Raw genomic sequence first — 24,491 nt, 5'->3', positions numbered from 1 at the left:
CTCCACTTTTGTATACAATTCATTTATGAATTTAAAACAAAAGGAGCGACTTGTGTATAGCCTGTTTATCAAGACCCGTGTGAAGCCCGGTTGCGCCGAGGATTTCCTGACAGCGATCAAGATCAATGCCGCGGCTTCTGTCGCCAACGAGCCAGGCTGCCTGGTATTCGATGTGTCGCAGGACCGACTCGATCCGGAGGTAATCTACCTGTACGAAATCTACCGCGATGATGCAGCCTATGAAGCGCATACCCAGACCGCGCACTTTCGCGACAGCCGGCCACTGGTGGAGCCGCTGATCGTCGAGCAGGAATGCTTCGAAAGCGATGTAATCGCCCTCAACCCGGGCTACTGAGCGCAAAAGCAAAGCCCCGGCACAGGCCAGGGCTTCGGTAGAGGTGGCCAAATCCGTTTGGCCGACGGGACATCCCTTATTCGGACTTCAGGCCATCAGCCGAAACGGCCTGGACGCCTTTGATCTTCTTGGCGATGGCGACTGCCATCTCTTTCTGTGCATCGGTAATGGCCACGTCGGACGACAGCGACACGACACCTTTATTGGTCTCGACTTTGATGTCACTGCCTGGCACGCCTTTCTCGGTCATCAGGTCAGCTTTGACCTTGGTGGTGATCCAGGTATCGGAGGTAGCTTCCTTGGCTTTGGTCACCTCACCGGCCGCCAGCGTCATGGGGGCCTGGGTGGACTGTTGGGCGAATGCCGCGTTAGCCATGGTCAGGGTCAGAGCGGTAGCAGTAGCGGCAGCAATGGCGAACTTCTTCATGTGGGTCACTCCTGTTTATCGAAAGGTCTGCGCCGTATGTCCTGGCGGCAGGTATGAAGGTAGGTGCATGTGCTGTGCCAGCTTTATCGCCACCACTTAACCCTTTTAAATCAATAGGTTAGCAAAAAGACATCACTTCCAGTGTCGTGCATTTTGCAACCTGCACGGTAAACCTGCATGCAAGATGCAAGTCCGCAAAAGGTTCCCGCAGCCCATGAAAAAAGGGCCCCGAAGGGCCCTTTTCCTGTTGCATGGCTGTCGCTTAGACGCCCGAGGCCTTAGCCGCGGCTACGTCCTTGATCGACAGCTTGATACGGCCGCGGTTGTCCACGTCCAGTACCAGTACTTCAACTTCCTGGCCTTCTTTCAGGATGTCGGTGACTTTCTCGACGCGAGCATCGCTCAGCATGGAGATGTGCACCAGGCCGTCCTTGCCAGGCAGGATGTTGACGAAGGCGCCGAAGTCGACGATGCGCTCAACCTTGCCGACGTAGATCTTGCCGATTTCGGCCTCGGCGGTGATGCCCAGGATGCGCTGCTTGGCAGCATCTGCAGCTTCCTTGGTTTCGCCGAAGATCTTGATCGAGCCATCGTCTTCGATATCGATCGAAGCCTTGGTCTCTTCGCAGATGGCGCGAATGGTGGCGCCGCCTTTACCGATGACGTCACGGATCTTGTCGGTGTCGATCTTCATCGCGATCATGGTCGGGGCGTTGGCCGACAGCTCGGTACGCGACTGGCCAATGATCTGGTTCATCTGGCCGAGGATGTTCAGGCGCGCTTCCAGGGCCTGGCCCAGGGCGATTTCCATGATCTCTTCGGTGATGCCGTTGATCTTGATGTCCATCTGCAGCGCAGTAACGCCTTTGGCGGTACCGGCTACCTTGAAGTCCATGTCGCCCAGGTGGTCTTCGTCACCGAGGATGTCGGTCAGGACCGCGAACTTGTCGCCTTCCTTGACCAGGCCCATGGCGATACCGGCAACTGGCGCCTTCATCGGCACACCAGCGTCCATCAGGGCCAGGGAAGCACCGCAGACCGAAGCCATGGAGCTGGAACCGTTGGATTCGGTGATTTCCGACACCACGCGGATGGTGTACGGGAACACGTCGGCGGCCGGCAGCATGGCCTGGACCGAACGACGGGCCAGACGGCCGTGGCCGATTTCGCGACGGCCAGCACCGCCCATGCGCCCACACTCACCTACCGAGAACGGTGGGAAGTTGTAGTGCAGCATGAAGGGGTCTTTCTTCTCGCCTTCGAGGGTGTCCAGCAGCTGGGCGTCGCGGGCAGTACCCAGGGTCGCAACGACCAGAGCCTGAGTTTCGCCACGGGTGAACAGGGCCGAACCGTGAGTTTTCGGCAGCACGCCTACTTCGATGTTCAGCGGGCGAACAGTCTTGGTGTCGCGGCCGTCGATACGTGGCTTGCCGTTTACGATGTTTTCGCGAACGGTGCGGTATTCGATTTCGCCGAAGATTTCTTTTACTTCGGAGGCCGAAGGCTGGCCTTCTTCACCCGAGAACTTGGCAACGGCCTGGTCACGCAGCTCGCCCAGGCGCGCGTAGCGGTCAGCCTTGACGGTGATGGTGTAGCCCTGCGAAACCGCTTCGCCGAACTCGGCGCGGATGGCGTTGAACAGCTCGGTGTTGGCAACGGCTGGTTTCCAGTCCCAGGTCGGCTTGCCAGCTTCGGCAGCCAGTTCCTTGACAGCCTGGATAACGGCCTGGAATTCGTCGTGGGCGAACAGTACGGCACCCAGCATCTGGTCTTCGGTCAGCTCTTGAGCTTCCGATTCAACCATCAGTACGGCGTCGGAAGTACCGGCTACGACCATGTCCAGGCTCGAAGCAGCCAGTTGCTCGTAAGTCGGGTTCAGCAGGTAGCCGGTGCTTTCGTGGAAGGCAACGCGAGCGGCGCCGATCGGGCCTTCGAACGGAATGCCGGAGATGGCCAGGGCAGCCGAGGTACCGATCATCGCGGCGATGTCCGGGTCGGTCTTCTTGCTGGTGGAAACCACGGTGCAGACGACCTGCACTTCGTTCATGAAGCCTTCCGGGAACAGCGGACGGATCGGACGGTCGATCAGGCGCGAGGTCAGGGTCTCTTTCTCGGAAGGACGGCCTTCACGCTTGAAGAAGCCACCCGGGATCTTGCCGGCGGCGTAGGTCTTTTCCTGGTAGTGAACCGACAGCGGGAAGAAGCCCTTGCCTGGATCAGCCTGTTTGGCGCCTACCACAGTCACCAGCACGGTGACGTCGTTGTCGACGGTAACCAGCACGGCGCCGGTTGCCTGACGGGCAATACGGCCCGTTTCGAGAGTAACGGTCGATTGACCGAACTGGAAAGTCTTGATTACCGGGTTCACGGTTTCCTACCTTTTTCAGTGGCTCTTGGGGGAACTGGTTTCTTGCGAATTCTTGGGCAGAACGGGGAATCGGCCCCATTGACCGTCCAGATACAACACGAGGCTGGGAGCCTGGCACCAAGCGGAAAAACCGCTCAGCATTGCCAGGCTGCCAACCTCGGAGATACGCGTGGCGTGTCCAACGTCAGCGCTGCAAAACAGCCCTGCCGAAGCCTGCGACACGCCATGCACACCACTGACCAGGCCGCTATTAGCGACGCAGGCCCAGGCGACCGATCAGGGCGCTGTAACGAGTGGTGTCTTTGCCCTTCAGGTAGTCCAGCAGCTTACGACGCTGGTTAACCATACGGATCAGACCACGACGGGAGTGGTGGTCTTTATCGTTGGCCTTGAAGTGGCCTTGCAGCTTGTTGATGTTGGCGGTCAGCAGAGCAACCTGCACTTCCGGGCTACCGGTATCGCCGGCGGCTTGCTGGTATTCGGCAACGATCTGAGCTTTTTCTTCAACGCTGAGGGCCATTTGGCTTCTCCTGATAACGGATCCCGCAAGCGGGGTCCAATAGGCCAGGGACAAATCCCTGTATTAATAAAAAAGGTGTGACCGTGCCTACTGACAGCCACCCTTGATGCCGTGGGGTTCGGCTACTGCCTGGCCCCCCGGTTTCGGTCATTCCGACCGAATCAGCCGACGCGGCGCAATGCGCCCGTCTTCGCTCACTTCACCGATACCGATGAAGCGCGCATTGTGATCCTGTACCCGGACCATGCCAAATTGTGGCGCGTCCGGTGCTCGTACCGCCTGCCCATGCAGCCAGTAGAACGCACTGTGTTCGGACAGGCACACCAAAGGCCAGTCCTGCAGGCCGCTGTCCGATGGCATCAGGAAGCGATCGAGCGCTTCGTTGCCACCTTCGGCGTGGGCCTGTTCGAGCGCCTCGAGGGTGACCGTCTGTGCCAGCGCGAAAGGCCCGGCCTGGGTCCTGCGCAGCTCGGCAACATAGGCGCCACAGCCAAGGGCCTCGCCAATATCCTCCACCAGGGTGCGGATATAGGTGCCTTTGCTGCATCCTACGCTCAACCGTGCACGGGTGCCTTCGCACTCGAGCAACTCCAAGCGGTTAATAGTAACAGAACGCGCCTCGCGCTCCACTACCTCTCCTGCACGAGCCAGCTTATACAGTGGCTGGCCGTCACGCTTGAGCGCCGAGTACATCGGCGGTATCTGGCTGATCTGGCCACGAAAACGCGGCAACAGCGCCTCGATGTCGGCGCGACCAACGGTCACGTCGCGGGTCTGCAGTACCTCACCTTCGGCATCGCCGGTGTTGGTAGTCTGCCCCATCTGCATGACGGTTTCGTAGCCCTTGTCGGAATCGAGCAGGTACTGCGAAAACTTGGTCGCTTCACCGAAGCACAGCGGCAGCACGCCGGTTGCCAGCGGGTCGAGGCTACCGGTGTGGCCGGCCTTTTCCGCATTGAGCAGCCAGCGCACCTTTTGCAGGGCGGCATTGGAGGTGAAACCCAGCGGCTTGTCGAGCAGAATGATGCCGCTGACGTTGCGGCGGATACGTTTGACCTGGGCCACCGCTTACTCCTTGGTGTCCGGCTCGTCGGCTTCCTTGTGCATGCGGTCTTCGGCCACTGCACGTTCGATCAGCGCCGACAGGTGGACACCGCGGCTGACGCTTTCATCGAAGTGGAAGTGCAGTTGCGGCACGCTGCGCAGCTGCATCGAGCGGCCCAGGTGCAAACGCAGGAAGCTGGCAGCACTGTTCAACGCCTTCAGCGACTGCTGCACGGCATCTGGCGTTTCCTCGCCCATGACGGTGATGAACACCTTGGCATGGCCCAGGTCACGGCTGACGTCCACGGCGGTGATGGTCACCAGGCCAACACGCGGGTCTTTGACTTCGCGACGGATCAGCTCGGCCAGCTCACGCTGCATCTGATCGCCAATACGTTGGGTACGGCTATATTCTTTGGCCATTCTTGTTACCTGTAACTTAAAGCGGCAAACGCCCGGTCAGACCAATGCCTGACCGGGCGCTACCTGTAGAGGTGCTGAAAACCGCCGCGTAGAGAAGCGGTTTGCAGCCAGCTCACCCTTAGAGGGTACGAGCAACCTGGACTTTCTCGAAGACTTCGATCTTGTCGCCGACCTTGACGTCGTTGTAGCTCTTGACGCCAATACCGCACTCCATGCCGTTACGCACTTCGGCGGCATCGTCCTTGAAGCGACGCAGCGATTCCAGCTCGCCTTCGAAGATCACAACGTCTTCGCGCAGTACGCGGATCGGACGGTTGCGGTACACGGTACCCTCGATGACCATACAGCCAGCGATGGCGCCGAACTTCGGCGAACGGAACACGTCACGTACTTCGGCAACGCCCAGGATGTTCTCGCGAACATCGCTGCCCAGCATACCGGTCAGGGCCTTCTTGACGTCTTCGATGATGTCGTAGATCACGTTGTAGTAACGCATATCCAGACCTTCCTGCTCGACGATCTTGCGCGCGCCGGCATCGGCACGCACGTTGAAGCCGAACAGTACTGCATTCGAAGCCAGCGCCAGGTTGGCATCGCTTTCGGTGATACCACCGACGCCGCCACCAATCACGCGCACCTGAACTTCGTCGTTGCCCAGGCTGCCGAGCGAGCCCTGCAGTGCTTCCAGGGAACCACGCACGTCGGTCTTGAGGACGATGTTGAGGGTCTTCTTCTCTTCCTGACCCATGGTCTCGAAGATGTTTTCCAACTTGCCGGCGTGAGCACGGGCCAGCTTGACCTCGCGGTACTTGCCTTGACGGAACAGGGCAACTTCGCGGGCTTTCTTCTCGTCGGCAACCACGGACAGCTCGTCACCGGCTTCCGGAGTACCGTCCAGGCCGAGGATTTCGACCGGGATCGACGGGCCGGCTTCCTTCACAGGCTTGCCGTTCTCGTCGAGCATGGCGCGCACGCGGCCATAGTTGGAACCACACAGGACCATGTCGCCCTGACGCAGGGTACCGTCCTGAACCAGGATGGTCGCCACCGGGCCGCGCCCCTTGTCCAGGCGCGATTCAACGACCACGCCACGACCTGGAGCGGTCGGGGTAGCGGTCAGTTCGAGAATCTCGGCCTGCAGCAGGACGGCTTCGAGCAGTTCGTCGACACCGGTACCCATCTTCGCCGAGACCTTGACGAACGGCGTGTCACCACCCCAGTCCTCGGAGGTAACGCCTTCGACGGCCAGCTCGTTGCGGATGCGATCGAGGTCGGCACCCGGCTTGTCGATCTTGTTCACTGCAACCACCAGCGGAACGCCAGCTGCCTTGGCATGCTGAACCGCTTCGCGGGTTTGCGGCATCACGCCGTCGTCCGCCGCCACCACCAGGATGACGATGTCGGTGGCCTTGGCACCACGGGCACGCATGGCGGTAAACGCGGCGTGGCCAGGGGTGTCGAGGAAGGTGACCATGCCACGGTCGGTTTCCACGTGGTACGCACCGATGTGCTGGGTAATACCACCGGCTTCGCCAGCAGCCACCTTGGCACGACGGATGTAGTCGAGCAGCGAGGTCTTACCGTGGTCAACGTGACCCATCACAGTAACGACCGGTGCACGCGACTCGGTCTGGCCTTCGAACTTGAGCGATTCGGCCAGGGAGTCTTCCAGTGCGGTATCGCTGACCAGGGTGACCTTGTGGCCCAGCTCTTCCGCGATCAGCTGAGCAGTTTCCTGGTCGAGCACCTGGTTGATGGTAACCGGGGTGCCCAGCTTGAACATGAACTTGACGACTTCAGCGCCCTTGACGGACATCTGGTTGGCCAGTTCAGAGACCGTGATGGTCTCGCCGATGGTCACATCACGGATGATGGGGCCAGTCGGGTTCTGGAAGCCATGCTGATTGCGCTTCTTCAGTTTGCTCTTGCCACCGCGGCCACGGCGTACGCCATCGCTTTCTTCATCGGTGGTGCGCGGTGCGGCACGTGGAGTCGGAGCCTTTTCCTTCTCCTTGACCTTGACCTTGATCGACACGCGCGGGGCTTCGCCACGACGCTCGCCGCCACGACGGTCTTCGTCACGGGTACGGCCTTCGTTGCGACGGGCTTCGTCCTTCTTGCGCTCGGCAGCACGGGCTGCGGCGTCTTCGGACGCCGGGGCGTCGGCGACTACCGGGGCCGGAGCAGCGGCAGGCGCCGGCTCAGGCTTGGCGGCTGGCGCAGGTGCGGATACAGCAGCTTCGGCGGCCTGACGGCGAGCCTGCTCTTCGTTGCGCTGGCGAACTTCGGCCTCGACCTTGTCGCGAGCGGCATTTTCAGCCGCGCGGCGCTCATCCAGCTCACGCTTCTGCTCAGCCTGAATTTCTTCAGGGCTGCGCTGCACGAATACTTTCTTCTTGCGTACTTCTACGCTGATGCTCTTGCTACCGGCGACACGCAGCGTACTGGTGGTTTTGCGCTGCAAGGTAATCTTGCGCGGTTCTTCCGCCTTGCTTTTGTGGCTGCTCTTCAAATGAGTCAGCAGGGTCTGCTTCTCATTGTCGGTCACTACCTGACCGGCGTCGGTGTGCGGCAGACCTGCCTCACGCATCTGCTGCAGCAGGCGCTCTACCGGTGCCTCGACCTCTTGGGCCAGTTCTTTCACCGTGACTTGCGTCATGCACTTCTCTCCTCAGGCCGCGCCTAATTACTCGAACCAATGGGCTCGGGCGGCCATGATCAACTTGCCGGCACGCTCTTCGTCGATGCCGTCGATGTCGAGCAGATCGTCGATCGACTGCTCGGCCAGGTCTTCGCGGTTAACCACGCCGCGCACCGCCAGTTCAGCCGCCAGGTCCTTGTCCATGCCCTCAAGGGAGAGCAGGTCTTCGGCCGGGTGGGCGTCTGCCAGTTTTTCTTCGGTAGCGATGGCCTTGGTCAACAAACGGTCCTTGGCTCGAGCGCGGAGCTCATTGACGATATCTTCGTCAAAGCCATCGATGTTGAGCATTTCTTCCAACGGTACGTAGGCAATTTCTTCGAGGCTGGTGAAGCCTTCGTCGACCAGCACTTGGGCCAGCTCCTCGTCGACTTCCAGCTCATCGATGAAATTGCGCAGGATGTCACCGGTTTCGGCCTGCTGCTTGGCCTGGATGTCCTTCTCGGTCATCACGTTCAGGGTCCAGCCGGTCAGCTGACTGGCCAGGCGAACGTTCTGACCACCACGGCCAATGGCCTGAGCCAGGTTGTCCTCGGCGACGGCGATGTCCATGGCATGGGCATCTTCATCAACGATGATCGCCGCGACTTCAGCCGGCGACATGGCGTTGATGACGAACTGCGCCGGGTTATCGTCCCACAGGACGATATCCACACGCTCACCACCCAGCTCCCCGGATACGGCCTGGACGCGCGAACCACGCATGCCGATGCAGGCGCCTTGCGGGTCGATGCGCTTGTCCTTGGAGCGGACGGCGATCTTGGCTCGCGAACCCGGATCACGGGAAGCAGCCATGACTTCGATCAGGCCCTCGGCAATTTCCGGCACTTCAATGCGGAAAAGCTCGATCAGCATCTGCGGCGCGGTGCGCGACAGGATCAGCTGTGGGCCACGGTTTTCGGTGCGAATTTCCTTGAGCAGCGCACGCAGGCGCACACCAACACGGAAGGTTTCGCGCGGAATGATGTCTTCGCGGGCCAGCAGGGCCTCGGCGTTGTTGCCCAGGTCAACGATCACGTTGTCGCGGGTAACCTTTTTGACGGTGCCGGAGATGATCTCGCCCACGCGCTCACGGTAAGCATCGACCACCTGCGCACGCTCGGCCTCACGTACCTTCTGCACGATGACCTGCTTGGCGGTCTGGGCGGCGATACGACCGAACTCGATGGACTCGATCTTCTCCTCGATCACGTCACCGACCTTGGCTTCAGGGTGGGTGTCCTTGATCTTGTCCAGCCAGGTCTCGATTGCCGGATCATCAAGATCAGCTTCGTCGACCACGGTCCAGCGACGGAAAGTCTCGTAGCTACCGGTGTGGCGGTTGATTTCCACACGCAGGTCGACTTCGTCTTCAAAACGTTTTTTGGTTGCAGTGGCCAGGGCCACTTCCAGCGCTTCGAAAATGACGCCGGGCGGTACACCTTTTTCGTTGGATACCGATTCAACAACCAGCAGTACTTCTTTGCTCATCGTACGCCTCGCCTTGCGCAAGCCATTGGGCCCGGACAGTTCACCGGGCCCGGCACGTCTCAGTCAAAACTGGGAATAATATTGGCCTTGTCGATCGAGTCGATCGGCAACAGGAACTCCTGGTTGTCCACCTGGACCACCACATCCTGCTCCTCCACACCGCGGAGAAGGCCCTGGAAGTTACGACGACCCTCGAAGGGTGAGCGCAGCTTGATCTTCACTTGTTCGCCGGCATGCGAGGCAAACTGTTCCAGAGTGAACAGTGGGCGATCCATGCCTGGAGAAGACACCTCGAGGGTGTACTCACTGCTGATTGGATCTTCCACATCGAGGATTGCGCTGGCCTGACGGCTGACCGCTTCGCAGTCGTCCACCAGGATGCCACCTTCCTTGTCGATGTAGATGCGCAGTACCGAATGCTTACCCTGGGAAACGAACTCGATCCCCCAGCACTGATAGCCCAGACCCTCGACAACCGGGGCCAACAAGGCCTGCAACTGTTCTAGCTTGCTCGACACCTGAACCCCCTCGTGCATGCTGTGCAAATAAAAAATGGGCAAAGCGCCCATCCCTGAAAGCGCCGTTGGACAACGACGCCGAAAACTGTTCGGTTAGCAAAAAGCCCCTGAAAAGGGGCTCCGCTGAAGCTGGTTGCGGGGGCTGGATTTGAACCAACGACCTTCGGGTTATGAGCCCGACGAGCTACCAAGCTGCTCCACCCCGCGACAAAGCTGGGGCAAAAGTATAAGACCGAACCCTGTTGAGGGTCAAATCAGAACCTTCACCTGCAAGAAAGCCCGCTAAAGCGGGCTCTCAAGCTTTAATTGGTACCGAGAAGGGGACTCGAACCCCTACACCCTATGGGCACAACCACCTCAAGGTTGCGTGTCTACCAATTCCACCACCTCGGCAATACTACTACTTGAAACCCGTTACTTCTGCTCTTGTGCCGGAGGAGGTACATCACCCGAGTTGCTGGTGGTTTCACTCTTCTGCTGCTGGAGCACCGGTACATCATCATTAACTGCCGGTTTTTGCGGCTCTTTCACTTCTAGCACTGCTGGATCTGGAAGACCTGCTTGGCTAAGCTGGTGAGCTTGTTGCTTCGCGAAGTATCCTAACCCAAGTGCTGTCAAAAAGAAAGTGGCAGCGAGTATAGCAGTTAATTTACTTAGGAACGTTGCAGAGCCCTGGCTTCCGAACACGGTGTTTGAGGCACCCGCGCCGAAAGATGCACCTGCTTCAGCACCCTTACCCTGTTGCAACAGAACCAGCACTACTAGCGACAGCGCTGCCAACAGATGAAAAACAACGATGACTGTTTCCAGCATTTGTTCAGTTTCCTGCGGCGCGACAAATTGCACCGAATTCGTCTGCGTTCAGGGAAGCCCCACCAATGAGACCCCCATCGATATCCGGCATGCCGAACAGTTCGGCCGCATTGGCCGCCTTCACGCTGCCGCCGTAGAGCAACTGCACCTTCGCAGCCACTTCAGCATCTTCTGCCGCCAGCTGGCCGCGGATGGCGGCATGCACATCCTGGGCCTGCTGAGGCGTGGCCGTCAGGCCAGTGCCGATGGCCCATACAGGCTCATAGGCAATTACTGCATTGGCAAAAGCCTTAACACCGAATGCTTCGATGATACTGCTTAGTTGACGCCCGACAACTTCAAGCGTCTTGCCAGCCTCGCGCTCTTCAAGGGTTTCCCCGATGCAAAGCACTGGCTTCAAACCTTTGGCCTGCGCTGCTGCAAACTTGCGATTGAGCACTTCGTCGGTTTCACCAATGATCTGGCGACGCTCCGAATGACCAATCAACACCAACTTGCAACCCGCTTCAACCAGCTGCTCGGGAGCAACTTCCCCGGTCAGCGCACCCTGTTCGGGTTGTACAGCAGAATTCTGTGCGCCAACAGTAATTTCTTTACCTGCCAGGCCATCAATCACTTGATTGATGAACAAGGCCGGCGGAAATACCGCGACTTCCACTCCGCTCGGCAAGGCGAGATTACTCAAGCCTTTGGTCAGCTCAGCGACGCTAGCGCGGGTACCGTGCATCTTCCAGTTACCAGCTACCATAGGGCGACGCATGCTTTACCTCGTCGGTCAAAGTGGGCGCAGATCTTACCCAACCAGATCTGCGCTGGCAAGCGCCTTCAGACACAAACTTCGCCGACCAGTTTGGCCAGCGCTTCAGCGTGCATCCGCACCTGGTTTTCGTCCTCGCCCTCGACCATGACCCGAACCAGCGGCTCGGTACCGGATTTGCGCAACAGCACACGACCACGGCCAGCCAACGCCTCGGTCACCTTGGCACTGGCTTCCTTGACAGCCGGGTGTTCCAGCGGGTCGACCTTGCTGGCGCCGAAGCGCACGTTGATCAGCACCTGCGGGCACTTGCGCAGGGCCTGGCGGGCCTGGGCAAGGGTTTCGCCACGGCGCTTGAGCGCCATCAGCACCTGCAGCGCGGCGATGATCGCATCACCGGTAGTGGTGTGGTTGCAGCACACGACGTGGCCGGAGTTTTCACCACCGACCAGCCACTCACGCTCAAGCAGCTCGGACATGACGTAACGGTCACCGACCTTGGCCCGCACGAACGGGATATCCAGGTCCTTCAGCGCCAGCTCCAGGCCCAGGTTGCTCATCAGCGTGCCCACTACCCCGCCCTGCAGCTTGCCGCGGTCGCGCAGATCCCGGGCGATGATGAACAGCAACTCGTCACCATCGACGATGGCGCCGGTGTGGTCGACCATCAACACGCGATCGCCGTCTCCGTCGAAGGCGATACCGAGGTCGGCATGCCCCACCAGCACGGCGGCCTGCAGCGATTCGATGTGCGTCGAGCCGCAACCTTCGTTGATGTTAAGGCCATCCGGCTGCGCATGCAGCACGGTCACGTCGGCACCCAACTCACGGAACACGCTCGGCGCAACCTTGTAGGTGGCACCGTGGGCGCAATCGACCACCAGCTTGAGGCCTTCAAAGCCAGTACCCGTGGGTACGCTGCTCTTGCAGAACTCGATATAACGGCCGGCAGCGTCGTTGATGCGCGAAACCTTGCCCAACTTGCCCGAGTCGACCACGGTCATCGGCTGGTCGAGCAGCTCTTCGATCATCAGCTCGACTTCGTCTGGCAGCTTGGTGCCCTGGCCCGAGAAGAACTTGATGCCGTTGTCTTCGTGCGGGTTGTGCGAGGCACTGATGACAATGCCAGCCTGGGCATGGAACGTGCGCGTCAGATAGGCGATGGCCGGCGTAGGCATTGGCCCCAGCAGCATGACGTCGGCACCTGCCGCGGCCAGACCGGCTTCGAGTGCAGACTCGAACATGTAGCCGGAGATACGCGTGTCCTTGCCCACCAGCACCCGGCAATGGCCTTGCTTGCGGAAGGCCATGCCGGCCGCCCAACCCAGCTTCAGCATGAAGTCAGGCGTGATCGGGTATTCGCCGACGCGGCCACGAATGCCGTCGGTACCAAAGTATTTTCTGCTCATAGGGACTCCAATGTTCTTATTCGGCGTTTTGTACCGCAGCAATCATGCGCACCACATCGACAGTTTCAGCCACGTCATGGACACGAAGGATGCTCGCCCCCTTGGTCATGGCCAACGCCGCCAGCGCAAGGCTGCCGTACAACCGCTCGCCGACCGGACGTTCCAGCGTCAGGCCGATCATGCTCTTTCGTGAAACGCCCACCAGCAGCGGGCGCCCAAGGCGATAGAGCGCTTCCATGTGCTTGAACAGGCTCAGGTTGTGCGCCAGTGTCTTGGCGAAACCAAAGCCCGGGTCAAGGATGATTCTGTTTGCGTCGATGCCCACCGCCGCACAGGCGGCCATCCGCTGCTCAAGATAGCGCGTAACGTCAGCGGTCACATCATCGTAATGCGGGTCGTCCTGCATGTTACCCGGCTCGCCACGCATGTGCATGAGGCACACCGGCAGGCCGGTATCCGCCGCAGCGTCCAGAGCCCCATCGCGCTCCAGGGCGCGCACGTCATTGATGAGCCCGGCACCGAGACGGGCCGATTCACGGATGACGGCAGGCGTAGAAGTGTCGACCGAGATGACCACATCGAGGCGGCTGTTGATTGCCTCGACCATCGGCGCGACACGCTCCAACTCCTCAGTGACCGATACCGCCCGCGCACCAGGGCGCGTGGACTCGCCACCGATGTCGATCAGCGTGGCGCCGGCGGCGACCATTGCCTCCGCATGGCGCAGAGCCTCGTCACGCTGACTGAAGCGTCCGCCATCGGAAAAGGAATCGGGGGTGATATTGAGAATACCCATGACATGGGTACGCGACAAATCAAGAACCCGGTTGCCGCAAGGCAACCGGGTCGGGTACTGCACTGAGCTCATAGATGCCCTTAGTGTTGAGCTGCTGGGCCGCCGATTGGCGATTCCGGACGGTCATTCTGGGCCGCAGGCGTACCCGAATCCTTGTCATCGTCCCAGTCACGCGGTTCGCGCGGCGTACGCCCAGCCATGATGTCGTCGATCTGATCGGCATCGATGGTCTCATACTTCATCAGCGCTTCGGTCATCGCTTCGAGCTTGTCGCGGTTGTCGACCAGCAGCTGCTTGGCTGTGGCATAGCACTGATCGATGATGCTGCGCACCTCGGAGTCGATCAGCTTGGCAGTCTCGCCAGAAACGCTGGCGTGCTGGCTGCCGGCGCTACGACCGAGGAACACCTCACCCTCTTCTTCTGCGTACATCAGCGGCCCGAGCTTCTCGGACAGGCCCCATTTGGTGACCATGTTACGCGCGATCTGGCTGGCACGCATGATGTCGTTGGACGCGCCGGTCGTGACGCCATCGAAGCCCAGGGTCATCTCTTCGGCGATACGGCCACCGTACAGCGAGCAGATCTGGCTGATCAGCGCACGCTTGGACAGGCTGTAGCGGTCCTCTTCCGGCAGGAACATGGTCACACCCAGGGCGCGACCGCGCGGAATAATGGAAACCTTGTAGACCGGGTCGTGCTCAGGCACCAGGCGACCAACAATGGCGTGGCCAGCCTCATGGTAGGCCGTGTTGCGCTTTTCTTTCTCGGACATGACCATGGTCTTGCGCTCGGCGCCCATCATGATCTTGTCCTTGGCCAGCTCGAACTCTTTCATTTCGACCAGGCGCTTGTTGGAGCGTGCGGCAAACAGCGAGGCTTCGTTGACCAGGTTGGCCAGGTCGGCACCGGAGAAACCGGGGGTACCACGGGCAATGACCGCCGGGTTGACGTTTTCGCCGACCGGCACCTTGCGCATGTGCACCTTGAGGATCTGTTCGCGACCGCGGATGTCTGGCAGACCTACCACCACCTGGCGGTCGAAACGGCCAGGACGAAGCAGCGCCGGGTCGAGTACGTCCGGTCGGTTGGTAGCAGCGATGACGATGATGCCATCGTTCATCTCGAAGCCGTCCATCTCTACCAGCAGCTGGTTGAGGGTTTGTTCACGCTCGTCGTGACCACCGCCCATGCCGGCGCCACGGTGGCGACCCACAGCGTCGATCTCGTCGATGAAGATAATGCACGGAGCATGCTTCTTGGCTTGCTCGAACATGTCGCGCACACGGCTGGCACCGACACCTACGAACATTTCCACGAAGTCCGAACCGGAAATGGTGAAGAACGGTACTTTCGCTTCGCCGGCAATTGCCTTGGCCAGCAGGGTCTTACCGGTACCTGGCGGACCAACCATCAGCACACCGCGCGGGATGCGGCCACCCAGACGCTGGAATTTGCCCGGATCACGCAGGAACTCGACCAGCTCGCCAACCTCTTCCTTGGCCTCGTCGCAGCCGGCAACATCGGCCAGCGTAGTCTTGACCTGGTCTTCGGACAGCAGGCGCGCCTTGCTCTTGCCAAAGCTCATCGGCCCACCCTTGCCGCCCGCACCGCCTTGCATCTGGCGCATGAAGAACATGAACACGGCAATGATGACCAGGATCGGGAAGCTCGCCACCAGCAATTGCGTCCAGATGCTCTGCTGCTCAGGCTGCTTGCCTTCGATGATGACGTGGTTATCGACCAGGTCACCGATCAGACCATTGTCGGTAATGGCCGGGCGCACGGTCTTGAAGTTGTCGCCGTCGGCGCGCTTGCCGGTAATGATGTAGCCGTCGACGGTCACACGCTCGACCTTGCCATCCTTGACCTGCTGGATGAAGTCGGAGTAGTTGAGGGTCTGCGGCTCGTTAGGGCTGGAGAAGTTGTTCATCACTGTCACCAGGACAGCTGCGATGATCAACCACAGGATCAGATTCTTTGCCATGTCGTTCAATTCGCTACCCTCTGAGGCCGGCGCACGACGCAGCCGTGCCTCGCATGATATTCATCGCCCTAACTTACTACATTACCCACGCAGCCGCAGGCACCGTCTGTAACCCTTTGTGAAAGCTAGACTACACGAAGTTCGGACAATCCTGACGCAGTGGCCGATTGGAATTAACTATCGGCCACCCCGCTTCACACCTTTCACGCCCCTTTGAAGCCCCTGCCCAACAGGTACTGCTCACGGGAACGGTCCCGCGACGACGACGGCTTGCGCATCTGCACCTTGTCGAACTTGCTGCGCACGTCCTTCAGGTACACGTCAAAACCTTCGCCCTGGAAAATCTTGATCAGGAAGTCGCCGCCGGGCTTGAGCACGCGGGTCGCCAGATCGAGGGCCAGCTCGCAGAGGAACATGGCGCGCGGTATGTCCACCGCAGGCGTACCACTCATATTGGGGGCCATGTCGGAAATCACAAGGTCTACGTGCGAATCACCGACCGCTTCGAGAATGCGCTGCAGGACTTCGTCGTGGGTGAAATCGCCCTGGATGAAGGTCACGTCGGCGATCGAGTCCATTTCCAGGATGTCGGACGCGATCAGCCGGCCCTGACCACCAATCAGACGACTGGTCACCTGCGACCAGCCCCCCGGGGCCGCACCGAGGTCGATTACGCTCATGCCTGGGCGGATCAGGCGGTCCTTTTCCTGGATCTCAAGCAGTTTGTAGCTCGCACGCGAGCGGTAGCCATCCTTCTGCGCCTGCTTCACAAAAGGATCGTTGAAATGCTCTCGCAGCCAGTTTGCGCTGCTTTTGGAACGTTGTACCACGGGGCACCTCGATGATATGCGTCGTGATTGACTGGGCGGAGCCGGTGGCCCTCGGGTAAAATGCCCGTCAATTTTACAGAATCAGACGGAAAGGGTCAGATTATGCCGCTCAATAACGAGCAGAAGAAGCAATACAAGTCCATTGGTCATGACCTGAAGCCGGTCCTGATCGTTGCTGGCAACGGTTTGAATGAAGGCGTCATCGCCGAACTGGAACGCGCGCTGGTCGACCATGAACTGATCAAGGTCGAGATTCGCTCGGAAGACCGCGAAGAACGCGCCGAAACCATTGCCGAGCTGTGCAAGGCTGGCCGTGCCGAGCTGGTGCAGACCATTGGCAAGAAGGCCCTGATCTACCGCAAGAATCCACAGCCGAACAAGCAGCTGTCCAACATCCACCGCTACAAGTAGCGGTGGCTCCGGTCAGTGGCGCGGCGAACGCGCCCTGACCGGCACCGGCTGGGCCACCAGCACGATGCCGGAAAAGCCCAGTACCAGGAAGCAGAACATCTGCCAGCGCTCGCCCACGGAAATACCGTAGCGCAAGGTGTAGTACCCCACGCAGGCGCCGAAGCCGAGCAACAGCATCTGGCCACGGAACTGCCGCCACCAGGCCGCCAGGCCGTCCACCCTTGCCAGCACTGCCAGCTGGGTCAACAAGCCAAGCAACGCCACACCGATCAACCAGCGGTCGATCTGCCCGGCGATATCCTGCACCAGCAGCGGCGCCAGGCCACTGACCTTCAGCGCAGGCACCAGCCCCACGTGAAACACCCAAAGGCCGCCGACCCAGAAAACCTGGGCCAGCTGCCAGAGGATCCCCTCGAGGGATGGCGCCCGCAGGCGCCGGTCAGATGTGCTTGACTTCGACAATCTCGTACTCGACCGTGCCACTAGGCGTCTTGACGACGACAATATCACCTTCTTCCTTGCCGATGATGGCACGGGCAATCGGCGCGCCGGCCGAGAGCTTGCCCTTCTTGATGTCGGCTTCGTCCTCGCCAACGATCTGGTAGGTCACCTGGTCACCGGTCTCGGTGTTTTCCAGATCTACGGTGGTGCCGAAGATGACCTTGCCGGTGTGGGGGATGGTGGTCACGTCGATCACCACCGAGTTCTGCAGGCGGCCTTCGATATCGCGGATACGCGCTTCGACCATGCCCTGCTCTTCGCGGGCTGCATGGTATTCGGCGTTTTCCTTGAGGTCACCCAGTTCGCGCGCTTCGCCGATTGCCTGGCTCAGGCGCGGGCGCTCGGTCTTGCTCAGGAACAGGTGCTCCTCTTCCAGGGCGCGAGCGCCCTGGACGGTCATCGGGTACTTGGTAATGCTCATGCTTTCAGTCCTGCATGCAGATCTTGCAAGCGACGAACGGTCTTTTCCGGACCAAACTTCAGCGCTTCGCAGATGGCTTCACCGGCCGCAATGGTAGTGGTGCAGTAAATCTTGTGCTGCAGCGCATTGCGACGAATCGAGTAGGAATCGGCGATCGACTGGCGGCCTTCGGTGGTGTTGATGATCAGCGACACTTCGTCGTTCTTGATCATGTCGACCACGTGCGGGCGACCTTCGGTCACCTTGTTCACACGGCGCACTTTCAGGCCAGCCGCTTCGATAACCTTGGCGGTGCCAGCAGTTGCAACCACTTCGAAGCCCAGGGCGATCAGGTCGCGGGCAACGCCAGCCACTTGTGGCTTGTCGTCGTCACGCACGCTGATGAACGCGGTACCGCCGGTCGGCAGCACTTCGCTGGCACCCATCTGGGCCTTGGCGAAGGCTTCACCGAAGCTGTCACCCACGCCCATGACTTCACCGGTCGATTTCATCTCAGGGCCGAGGATCGGGTCAACCCCCGGGAACTTGGCGAACGGGAAGACGGCTTCCTTGACGCTGTAGAAGTTCGGGATGATTTCCTGGGTGAAGCCCAGCTCTTTCAGGGTTTTGCCAGCCATCACGCGGGCGGCGATCATGGCTAGGGAAGTGCCGATGCACTTGGACACGAACGGCACGGTACGCGAGGCGCGCGGGTTGACTTCGATCACGTAGATCTTGTCGCCTTGCAGGGCCAGCTGCACGTTCATCAGGCCGACGACGCCCAGCTCCAGGGCCATTTTCCTGACCTGTACGCGAACTTCGTCCTGCACTTCCTTGCTCAGCGAGTAAGGTGGCAGCGAGCACGCCGAGTCACCGGAGTGAACGCCGGCCTGCTCGATGTGCTGCATGATTGCGCCGATCACCACATCGGTACCGTCGCACACGGCGTCCACGTCCATCTCGATGGCGCAGTTGAGGAAGTGGTCGAGCAGTACCGGGCTGTCGTTGGACACCTGTACGGCTTCACGCAGGTAGCGCTTGAGCTCGTCCAGTTCGTAGACGATTTCCATGGCGCGGCCACCCAGTACGTACGACGGGCGCACCACCAGCGGGTAACCGATGCTGCCAGCAGCGCTGATGGCTTCTTCTTCGCTGCGCACGGTGGCGTTTGGCGGCTGCAGCAGGTTCAGGCGCTGAACCATCTGCTGGAAGCGCTCACGGTCTTCGGCGCGGTCGATGGCGTCCGGGCTGGTACCGATGATCGGTACGCCGGCTTCTTCCAGGGCACGGGCCAGTTTCAGCGGCGTCTGGCCGCCGTAGTGCACGATCACGCCTTTCGGCTTCTCGACGCGGCAAACTTCCAGCACGTCTTCCAGGGTCAGCGGCTCGAAGTACAGGCGGTCGGAGGTATCGTAGTCGGTGGAGACGGTTTCCGGGTTGCAGTTGACCATGATGGTCTCGTAACCGTCTTCACGCAGCGCCAGTGCAGCGTGTACGCAGCAGTAGTCGAACTCGATACCTTGACCGATACGGTTCGGGCCACCACCCAGGATCATGATCTTGTCGCGGGTCGACGGGTTGGCCTCGCACTCTTCCTCGTAGGTGGAGTACAGGTAGGCGGTGTCGGTGGCGAACTCGGCGGCGCAGGTGTCGACGCGCTTGTACACCGGGAACACTTCCAGCTTGTGGCGGTGACGGCGCAGGTTCTTGTCGGTGATGCCCAGCAGCTTGGCCAGACGCTGGTCCGAGAAGCCCTTGCGCTTGAGGCGCAGCATGTAGTCCTTGTCGATCGCCGACAGCGCCAGGGTCTTGACCTTCTCTTCTTCCTTGATGAGGTCTTCCATCTGCACCAGGAACCACAGGTCGATGCCGGTCAGCTCGAAGATTTCCTCGATGGTCATGCCGGAACGCATGGCGTCAGCCACGTACCAGATACGCTCGGCACCCGGCACAGTCAGCTCGCGCTTGAGGATGCTGGCAGCTTCCGGGCTGGCCAGGTCGACTTTCGGGTCGAGGCCGCAGGCACCGACTTCCAGGCCGCGCAGGGCTTTCTGCAGGGATTCCTGGAAGGTACGGCCGATGGCCATGACTTCACCCACAGACTTCATCTGGGTGGTCAGGCGGGCGTCGGCTTTCGGGAATTTCTCGAAGGCGAAGCGTGGCAGCTTGGTGACGACGTAGTCGATCGACGGCTCGAAGGACGCCGGGGTGCGGCCGCCGGTGATGTCGTTCTGCAGTTCGTCGAGGGTGTAACCAATGGCCAGCTTGGCAGCGATCTTGGCGATCGGGAAGCCGGTAGCCTTGGAGGCCAGTGCCGAGGAACGCGACACACGCGGGTTCATCTCGATCACGACCATGCGGCCGGTGTTCGGGCAGATACCGAACTGCACGTTGGAACCGCCGGTCTCAACACCGATTTCACGCAGCACCGCCAGCGAGGCGTTGCGCATGATCTGGTATTCCTTGTCGGTCAGGGTCTGTGCCGGAGCAACGGTGATCGAGTCACCGGTGTGCACGCCCATCGGGTCGAAGTTCTCGATCGAGCAGACGATGATGCAGTTGTCCTTTTTGTCACGGACCACTTCCATCTCGTACTCTTTCCAGCCGATCAGCGATTCGTCGATCAGCAGCTCTTTGGTCGGCGACAGGTCCAGACCACGGGTGCAGATTTCTTCGAACTCTTCACGGTTGTAGGCGATACCACCACCCGTACCGCCCATGGTGAACGATGGGCGGATGATGCATGGGAAGCCCAGCTTCTCGAGGACCGCATTGGCCTCTTCCATGCTGTGGGCGATACCGGAGCGCGGGCACTCCAGGCCGATGTCCTTCATGGCCTTGTCGAAGCGCGAACGGTCTTCGGCCTTGTCGATGGTGTCGGCGTTGGCACCAATCATCTCTACGCCGAACTTCTCCAGAACGCCGTGGCGCTCCAGGTCCAGGGCGCAGTTCAGTGCGGTCTGGCCACCCATGGTCGGCAGGACGGCGTCCGGGCGCTCTTTCTCGATGATCTTGGCCACCGACTGCCATTTGATCGGCTCGATGTAGGTGGCGTCGGCCATGGCCGGGTCGGTCATGATGGTGGCTGGGTTGGAGTTCACCAGGATGACGCGGAAACCTTCTTCACGCAGGGCTTTACAAGCCTGGGCGCCGGAGTAGTCGAATTCGCAGGCCTGGCCGATCACGATCGGGCCAGCGCCGAGAATCAGGATGCTTTTGATGTCTGTACGTTTTGGCATGGTTGTCACTCAAATCCGGGGTCAGTCGGCAAGCCGCTTTGAACAATCTGGGTCAGGCGCTTCCGGGCGCGGCGCGAGCCGGCCCGGGGCCTTGAAGCAGGATGCTCAGCGGCGCTTGGCCATGGCATCGGTGAAACGATCGAACAGTGGCGCGACATCGGTCGGGCCTGGGCTCGCTTCAGGGTGGCCCTGGAAGCTGAACGCGCTCTTGTCGGTGCGCTCGATACCCTGCAGGGTGCCGTCGAACAGCGACTTGTGAATGGCGCGGACGTTGCCCGGCAGGGTGGCCTCGTCAACGGCAAAACCGTGGTTCTGGCTTGTGATCATGACCACGCCGGTGTCCAGGTCCTGGACCGGGTGGTTGGCACCGTGGTGGCCGTGGCCCATTTTCACGGTCTTGGCGCCGGAAGCCAGGGCCAGCAACTGGTGGCCGAGGCAGATGCCGAATACCGGGATCTCGGTTTCGAGGATTTCCTTGATCGCCTGGATCGCGTAGTCGCAAGGCTCAGGGTCACCAGGGCCGTTGGACAGGAACACGCCGTCCGGGTTGAGTGCCAGCACTTCGCTGGCCGGAGTCTGGGCCGGCACCACGGTCACGCGGCAGCCACGGGCCACCAGCATGCGCAGGATGTTCAGCTTGACGCCGTAGTCGAAGGCAACCACGTGGTACGGCAGGTCGGCCGCGTCGATGGTCGGGTGGCTGTCGGTCTTCAGCTCCCACACGCTGGAGCGCCACTCGTAGCGTTCCTTGGTGGAAACGACCTTGGCCAGGTCCATGCCCTTCAGGCCCGGGAAGCCGCGGGCGGCGGCGATGGCGGCTTCTTCGCTGATGTTGTCACCGGCGAGGATGCAACCGTTCTGGGCACCCTTTTCACGCAGGATTCGGGTCAGGCGACGGGTGTCGATGCCAGCGATGGCAACGACGTTGTTGGCCTTGAGGTACTCAGGCAGCGACTGGGTGTTACGCCAGTTGCTGGCCAGCAGCGGCAGATCACGGATGACCAGGCCTGCGGACCAGACGCGGTTCGACTCGGCATCTTCCGGCGTGGTGCCGGTGTTGCCGATGTGCGGGTAGGTCAGGGTAACGATTTGCTGCGCGTAGGAAGGGTCTGTAAGGATTTCCTGGTAGCCGGTCATAGCGGTGTTGAATACCACCTCACCAACGGTCTGACCGTCGGCACCGATAGCTTCACCGCGGAAAATACTGCCGTCGGCAAGGGCGAGTATGGCTGGCTTTGTCAAGAAGACCTCCCGTAAATCAAGCATGAAAGGGCGATCGCAGGTTGCAAAAAAGCGGAGTGACGTATGGACACGTCACCCCGCTTTCATGTGCTGAATTCAATTCGCTGCGCGCTTTTAGTGGACACACTAAAGCTGTAGCTTACAGAAAAGTGCGTTTTTGGTCTACCGCGGATGTGCCTCTAAAACACAAGATTGCGACAAAGGGGTGCATCGCACCCCAATCGCGGGCCAGCCCCTTGCAAGGCTCAGTGCAGTTCGAGCACATCCTGCATATCGTACAGGCCAGGCTCACGCCCATCCAGCCACAGCGCCGCACGCACGGCCCCCTTGGCAAACGTCATGCGGCTGGAGGCCTTGTGGGTAATTTCCAGGCGCTCGCCTTCAGCTGCGAACAGAACGGTGTGATCACCCACCACATCGCCGGCGCGTACGGTGGCGAAGCCGATCGTCTTGCGATCACGCGCGCCAGTCTGCCCTTCACGGCCATACACGGCCACTTCCTGCAGATCGCGGCCCAGCGCATTGGCAACCACTTCACCCATGCGCAGCGCAGTACCCGACGGTGCATCGACCTTGTGCCGGTGATGCGCCTCGATGATCTCGATATCGACATCATCGCCCAACACCCGGGCAGCCAGATCAAGCAGCTTCAGACTAAGGTTCACACCCACGCTGAAGTTGGCAGCGAACACAATTGGAATGTCCTTGCCAGCTTCAGCCAGCAGCTGCTTTTCTTCAACCGTAAAACCGGTGGTGCCGATGATCATCGCCTTACCGTGCTTGCGACAGAATGCGAGGTTTTTCAGGGTCACCGATGGGTGGGTGAAGTCGATCAGCACGTCGAATTCGTCGGCGACCTTGGCCAGATCGTCAGACAACAACACACCAATCCGGCCAAGAGCCGCCAACTCGCCGGCGTCAGCCCCGACGAGCGAGCTGTCAGGGCGATCGATCGCCGCCGTCAGCCCTGCACCCGGCGTTTGTTGCACGGCCTCGATAAGGGTCTTGCCCATCCGCCCCGCCGCGCCCATCACTGCAATACGTCGCATAGCCTTTTCCTTGTCAGAGATCGCCGAAGAAGCGCTTCACGCCATCGAACCAGCCACTGGCCTTGGGCGAGTGGGAGCTGTCGCCTTCCAGCGAGTCACGCAGTTCTTCCAGCAGCTCGCGCTGGCGACGGCTGAGGTTGACCGGGGTTTCCACCGCCACACGGCACAGCAGGTCGCCCGCACCACCGCCACGCACCGGCGCCACACCCTTGCCACGCAGGCGGAACTGCTTGCCGGTCTGGGTACCTTCCGGAATTTTCAGCTTCACGCGGCCATCCAGGGTCGGCACTTCCAGCTCACCACCCAAGGCAGCATCGGTGTAGCTGATCGGTACTTCGCAATACAGGTGCTTGCCATCACGCTGGAAGATCTCGTGCTCACGCACGCTGATCACCACATACAGGTCGCCGGTCGGGCCACCATGGGTACCCGCCTCGCCCTCGCCAGACAGGCGGATGCGGTCGCCAGTATCGACGCCCGCCGGCACCTTGACCGACAGCGTCTTGTATTCCTCAACCCGGCCTTCGCCGTGGCACGAGGTGCATGGGTCGGTGATGATCTTGCCCTGGCCATGACAGCGCGGGCAGGTCTGCTGTACCGAGAAGAAACCTTGCTGCATGCGCACCTGACCGATGCCACCGCAAGTCGGGCAAGTCGATGGAGTCGAGCCCTTTTTGGCGCCAGAGCCATCGCAAGGCTGACAGTTGACCAGGGTAGGTACGCGGATGCTGACCGTGGTGCCACGCACCGCTTCTTCCAAGTTCAGCTCCAGGGTGTAACGCAGGTCGCTGCCACGCTGGGCACCGCCACGACCACCACCACCACGGCCGCCACCGAAGAAGTCGCTGAATACATCGCCGAAGATGTCGGAGAAGTTGGCGCCACCGAAGCCAGCACCGCCGCCACCCATGCTTGGGTCCACGCCTGCATGGCCGTACTGGTCGAATGCCGCACGCTTGCTGGCATCAGACAGTACTTCGTAGGCCTCGTTGGCCTCTTTGAACTTGTCTTCCGACTCTTTATCGCCCGGGTTGCGGTCCGGGTGGTACTTCATCGCCAGTCGGCGGTAAGCCTTTTTGAGGTCAGCTTCACTGGCGCCGCGCTCGACACCCAGAACCTCATAGTAATCACGCTTGGACATAGGTCATTTGCACCTTGTTGGGCGTCTGGCATCTGCGCCGCGCCATCAGCACCTGCCGCCCCACCAGGAGCGCTGACAGATACTGTAAAAATTCT

General features: G+C 60.5%; 22 protein-coding genes and 2 tRNA genes. 2 read left to right on the top strand and 22 right to left on the bottom strand.

Annotated features, from left to right (window positions below):
- The first annotated feature begins 52 nt into the window (after window positions 1-52).
- Window positions 53-355 (top strand): putative quinol monooxygenase, encoded by a 303-nt coding sequence (locus B9A31_RS04415; RefSeq protein WP_027614923.1) that lies wholly within the window; start codon window positions 53-55, stop codon window positions 353-355.
- A gap of 76 nt (window positions 356-431) precedes the next feature.
- On the opposite strand, the gene B9A31_RS04410 is transcribed toward B9A31_RS04415, so the two are convergent.
- The 16 genes from B9A31_RS04410 to rlmE all read right to left on the bottom strand — a co-directional run bounded on the left by B9A31_RS04410 (window position 432) and on the right by rlmE (window position 16,413).
- Complete coding sequence (locus B9A31_RS04410) at window positions 432-782, bottom strand: BON domain-containing protein (RefSeq protein ID WP_016712080.1); 351 nt, start codon at window positions 780-782, stop codon at window positions 432-434.
- Window positions 783-1,044: 262 nt separating this feature from the next.
- Window positions 1,045-3,150 (bottom strand): polyribonucleotide nucleotidyltransferase, encoded by a 2,106-nt coding sequence (gene pnp, locus B9A31_RS04405; protein WP_003249974.1) that lies wholly within the window; start codon window positions 3,148-3,150, stop codon window positions 1,045-1,047.
- A 250-nt stretch (window positions 3,151-3,400) separates the two neighbouring features.
- Window positions 3,401-3,670: a 30S ribosomal protein S15 gene (gene rpsO, locus B9A31_RS04395; protein ID WP_003249971.1), complete on the bottom strand. Its 270-nt coding sequence runs from the start codon at window positions 3,668-3,670 to the stop codon at window positions 3,401-3,403.
- A 147-nt stretch (window positions 3,671-3,817) separates the two neighbouring features.
- Window positions 3,818-4,735: a tRNA pseudouridine(55) synthase TruB gene (gene truB, locus B9A31_RS04390; protein WP_019098154.1), complete on the bottom strand. Its 918-nt coding sequence runs from the start codon at window positions 4,733-4,735 to the stop codon at window positions 3,818-3,820.
- Window positions 4,736-4,738: 3 nt separating this feature from the next.
- Complete coding sequence (gene rbfA / locus B9A31_RS04385) at window positions 4,739-5,137, bottom strand: 30S ribosome-binding factor RbfA (RefSeq protein WP_009685351.1); 399 nt, start codon at window positions 5,135-5,137, stop codon at window positions 4,739-4,741.
- 118 nt (window positions 5,138-5,255) lie between these two features.
- Window positions 5,256-7,796, bottom strand: coding sequence for a translation initiation factor IF-2 (infB, locus tag B9A31_RS04380; RefSeq protein ID WP_019098155.1), 2,541 nt, complete (start codon window positions 7,794-7,796; stop codon window positions 5,256-5,258).
- 27 nt (window positions 7,797-7,823) lie between these two features.
- A complete protein-coding gene (gene nusA / locus B9A31_RS04375; RefSeq protein WP_009685349.1) occupies window positions 7,824-9,305 on the bottom strand; it encodes a transcription termination factor NusA in 1,482 nt (493 codons plus the stop codon).
- A 59-nt stretch (window positions 9,306-9,364) separates the two neighbouring features.
- Entirely contained in the window at window positions 9,365-9,823 is a 459-nt protein-coding gene (rimP, locus tag B9A31_RS04370; protein ID WP_009685348.1) for a ribosome maturation factor RimP, read from the bottom strand.
- 130 nt (window positions 9,824-9,953) lie between these two features.
- A tRNA-Met gene (locus B9A31_RS04365) sits at window positions 9,954-10,030 on the bottom strand.
- Window positions 10,031-10,130: 100 nt separating this feature from the next.
- Window positions 10,131-10,216 (bottom strand) — tRNA-Leu (locus tag B9A31_RS04360).
- A gap of 21 nt (window positions 10,217-10,237) precedes the next feature.
- Window positions 10,238-10,636, bottom strand: coding sequence for a preprotein translocase subunit SecG (secG, locus tag B9A31_RS04355; RefSeq protein WP_016712084.1), 399 nt, complete (start codon window positions 10,634-10,636; stop codon window positions 10,238-10,240).
- A gap of 4 nt (window positions 10,637-10,640) precedes the next feature.
- Entirely contained in the window at window positions 10,641-11,396 is a 756-nt protein-coding gene (tpiA, locus tag B9A31_RS04350; RefSeq protein WP_016712085.1) for a triose-phosphate isomerase, read from the bottom strand.
- A gap of 65 nt (window positions 11,397-11,461) precedes the next feature.
- On the bottom strand, window positions 11,462-12,802 hold the full coding sequence (gene glmM, locus B9A31_RS04345; RefSeq protein ID WP_019098156.1) for a phosphoglucosamine mutase: 1,341 nt from the start codon (window positions 12,800-12,802) through the stop codon (window positions 11,462-11,464).
- 16 nt (window positions 12,803-12,818) lie between these two features.
- Window positions 12,819-13,670 (bottom strand): dihydropteroate synthase, encoded by an 852-nt coding sequence (folP, locus tag B9A31_RS04340; RefSeq protein WP_019098157.1) that lies wholly within the window; start codon window positions 13,668-13,670, stop codon window positions 12,819-12,821.
- Window positions 13,671-13,678: 8 nt separating this feature from the next.
- A complete protein-coding gene (gene ftsH / locus B9A31_RS04335; RefSeq protein WP_016712088.1) occupies window positions 13,679-15,583 on the bottom strand; it encodes an ATP-dependent zinc metalloprotease FtsH in 1,905 nt (634 codons plus the stop codon).
- 203 nt (window positions 15,584-15,786) lie between these two features.
- A complete protein-coding gene (rlmE, locus tag B9A31_RS04330) occupies window positions 15,787-16,413 on the bottom strand; it encodes a 23S rRNA (uridine(2552)-2'-O)-methyltransferase RlmE (RefSeq protein ID WP_012274251.1) in 627 nt (208 codons plus the stop codon).
- Between the two features lie 102 nt (window positions 16,414-16,515).
- Here rlmE and yhbY point away from each other — a divergent pair, with 102 nt between their 5' ends.
- Window positions 16,516-16,824, top strand: a complete 309-nt coding sequence (gene yhbY, locus B9A31_RS04325) for a ribosome assembly RNA-binding protein YhbY (RefSeq protein ID WP_003249945.1) — start codon at window positions 16,516-16,518, stop codon at window positions 16,822-16,824.
- A 12-nt stretch (window positions 16,825-16,836) separates the two neighbouring features.
- Here yhbY and B9A31_RS04320 read toward each other — a convergent pair whose 3' ends face one another.
- The 6 genes from B9A31_RS04320 to dnaJ all read right to left on the bottom strand — a co-directional run bounded on the left by B9A31_RS04320 (window position 16,837) and on the right by dnaJ (window position 24,396).
- Complete coding sequence (locus B9A31_RS04320) at window positions 16,837-17,286, bottom strand: hypothetical protein (protein ID WP_012053750.1); 450 nt, start codon at window positions 17,284-17,286, stop codon at window positions 16,837-16,839.
- On the bottom strand, window positions 17,264-17,746 hold the full coding sequence (greA, locus tag B9A31_RS04315; protein ID WP_016712090.1) for a transcription elongation factor GreA: 483 nt from the start codon (window positions 17,744-17,746) through the stop codon (window positions 17,264-17,266). Before greA ends, B9A31_RS04320 begins: the two co-directional genes overlap by 23 nt.
- Entirely contained in the window at window positions 17,743-20,964 is a 3,222-nt protein-coding gene (carB, locus tag B9A31_RS04310; RefSeq protein WP_084296686.1) for a carbamoyl-phosphate synthase large subunit, read from the bottom strand. The genes greA and carB overlap by 4 nt, the downstream gene beginning before the upstream one ends.
- A 105-nt stretch (window positions 20,965-21,069) precedes the next feature.
- Window positions 21,070-22,206: a glutamine-hydrolyzing carbamoyl-phosphate synthase small subunit gene (gene carA, locus B9A31_RS04305; protein ID WP_003249935.1), complete on the bottom strand. Its 1,137-nt coding sequence runs from the start codon at window positions 22,204-22,206 to the stop codon at window positions 21,070-21,072.
- 245 nt (window positions 22,207-22,451) lie between these two features.
- Window positions 22,452-23,255: a 4-hydroxy-tetrahydrodipicolinate reductase gene (gene dapB / locus B9A31_RS04300; protein WP_016712092.1), complete on the bottom strand. Its 804-nt coding sequence runs from the start codon at window positions 23,253-23,255 to the stop codon at window positions 22,452-22,454.
- A 13-nt stretch (window positions 23,256-23,268) separates the two neighbouring features.
- The gene (gene dnaJ, locus B9A31_RS04295) at window positions 23,269-24,396 is read right to left on the bottom strand and encodes a molecular chaperone DnaJ (RefSeq protein ID WP_019098160.1); all 1,128 of its coding nucleotides are present in this window, start codon (window positions 24,394-24,396) and stop codon (window positions 23,269-23,271) included.
- Between the last annotated feature and the right edge of the window lie 95 nt (window positions 24,397-24,491).

It is taken from the genome of Pseudomonas sp. URIL14HWK12:I5 (assembly GCF_900176445.1).
GTDB lineage: Bacteria > Pseudomonadota > Gammaproteobacteria > Pseudomonadales > Pseudomonadaceae > Aquipseudomonas > Aquipseudomonas monteilii.
Note: the sequence above shows the minus strand (reverse complement) of the source record. Positions and strands in the feature narration are given on the sequence as shown.